Annotated in this window: 3 protein-coding genes; all 3 read right to left on the bottom strand. The window is 62.7% G+C overall.

Going from position 1 to position 1841, the window contains the following annotated elements:
- Positions 1–972 (bottom strand): IS66 family transposase (locus K288_RS0143305; protein WP_027584862.1); only part of this gene is annotated, 972 nt, incomplete at its 3' end.
- Positions 973–1017: 45 nt separating this feature from the next.
- Positions 1018–1365, bottom strand: a complete 348-nt coding sequence (tnpB, locus tag K288_RS0143300) for an IS66 family insertion sequence element accessory protein TnpB (RefSeq protein WP_027584861.1) — start codon at positions 1363–1365, stop codon at positions 1018–1020.
- Positions 1362–1763 (bottom strand): transposase, encoded by a 402-nt coding sequence (locus K288_RS0143295; RefSeq protein ID WP_027584860.1) that lies wholly within the window; start codon positions 1761–1763, stop codon positions 1362–1364. Before K288_RS0143295 ends, tnpB begins: the two co-directional genes overlap by 4 nt.
- Between the last annotated feature and the right edge of the window lie 78 nt (positions 1764–1841).

Raw genomic sequence — 1841 nt, 5'->3', positions numbered from 1 at the left:
GATGCCGGCGAAGGCGGTCAGATGTCTCTGCGGATGCGCGCCTCGTCGGTCGCTTGAGGCGTAATAGACCGCCGCAGGCGGCGCAGGCCCGGCAAACGGCTGATCATCCCGCACATACGTCCAGATCCGCCCAGTCGTGCACTTGCCCTTCGCCAGGATACGGATGGTGGTGTCATCACCATGCAGGCGCTCGGCCGCGAGCACATGGTGTTCGATCAGATGGAACAGCGGCATGACGGCGAAGGTTCCGTGGCCGACCTGGTCGGCCAGCGTCGATAGCGGCAAATCGATCCTCTCGGCCTTAAAGCGCACGCTCTGGCGATTGAGCGGGATGTGCATGCCGAACTTGTCGAACAGGATCGTCGCCAGCAGTTGTGGACCGATAAAGCCGCGCGGCGTGGCATGGAACGGTGCCGGCGGTTGGCTGATCTTCTCGCAATCGCGGCAGGTGAACTTCTCGCGTACCGTCTCGATGACCTTGAAGCGGCGCGGAATCTCCTCCAGCGTCTTGGTCACATCCTCGCCGACCTTCGCCAGCCGCGATCCACCGCAGCAGGCGCAGGTCGTCGGAGCTTCAACGATGACGCGCTCGTGTTCGATGTCGTCTGGCCAAGGCTTGCGCACCGGCCGCTTACGCGTGAAGGGACGGACGTTCTGCGTCTTCGCTGCCGCCGCCTGTGCGGCGAGCTCATCCTCGCTCGCCGTGGTGACGAGTTCCTCTAGCTCCAACTCCAACTGCTCGAGCAGCCGTGCCGAGCGCTCGGATCGCTGCCCGTGCAGTTCGCGTTTGAGCTTCTCGATCCGCAGCTCTAGATGTGCGATCAGCGCTTCGTTGTCCGACAGCTCCGCCCGCGCACTAGCGGCATCCGCGACAGCGACATCGCGCTCAGCCTGCAACGCCTCTCGTTCGGCCAGTAGCGCAAGGTAGTCGCTCGCGAGGTCAGAAGGAAGATCGTCCGGCTTCGATATCATGAAGCCATTGAATCAGATCAGGCAGCAAGTTCAAACCCAAAACAGTCATCCTACTCGCGTCGGACGCTGGGTTTCTTGCGGGTTGCGCCAATCGATTCCGGACAACAGATAGCTCATCTGCGCCGGCGAGATCGTCACAGCTTCGCCCGCAACGGATGGCCATATAAACCTTCCTCTCTCGAGTCTCTTGGTGAACAGGCATGCCCCTTGGCCATCGTGCCAGATCACCTTCACAAGATCGCTGCGGCGACCGCGGAAGACGAACAAATGACCGCTGAGCGGATCCTTGCGCAGCACCTCCTGCACCTGGAGTGCCAACGACGGAAAGCCTCGGCGCATGTCTGTGTAGCCTGTCGCGAGCCACACTCGCGCGCCCGTCGGAACCGGGATCATCTGCGGGCCAGAGCATCGAGAACGCGACATAGCGCGTCTCCATCAACGTCGCCATCGACCCGGACGCGGTGCCCGCTTCCAAGATCAATCTCGATGATACCCTGGCTCCTCCGTCGACGCGCCGCCGTCGTCGTCACCGGTGCTTCGGCCACTTCCCGCGGCGGTACGGACGGCCCAATCGCGACCGGCACGAACGGCGCTATACTCGCTTCGCCGTGCTTGCAAAGCTCTTTGCGCCACCTGAACAGCTGGCTGACATGAAGGCCAGCCACGCGAGCTACCTCGGAAACATTGGCGCCGGGCGCGAGCGACGCCGCAACAAGCCGTTCCTTCTCGTCTTGCGACCACCGGCGCCGCCGCTCGACCGATGTGATCACCTCCGCTCGCGAAATCGTCATAGCGCTTCTCCTAGGATTACCCCTAGGACCTGCAGCCATCGCGTTCGTCAAACAAGGCGGCCCTCAATGGAGGGATAC

Origin of the sequence: Bradyrhizobium sp. Ai1a-2 (genome assembly GCF_000426245.1) — a bacterium.
In the GTDB taxonomy this organism is placed as follows: domain Bacteria; phylum Pseudomonadota; class Alphaproteobacteria; order Rhizobiales; family Xanthobacteraceae; genus Bradyrhizobium.
The sequence above is the reverse complement of the archived record's forward strand: the minus strand, read 5'-3'. Positions and strand labels throughout refer to the sequence as shown.

Excerpts from the sequence above, each read along its gene's own strand:
- tnpB (WP_027584861.1), bottom strand. The coding sequence starts at position 1,365 with ATGATCCCGGTTCCGACGGGCGCGCGAGTGTGGCTCGCGACAGGCTAC.
- K288_RS0143295 (WP_027584860.1), bottom strand. The coding sequence starts at position 1,763 with ATGACGATTTCGCGAGCGGAGGTGATCACATCGGTCGAGCGGCGGCGC.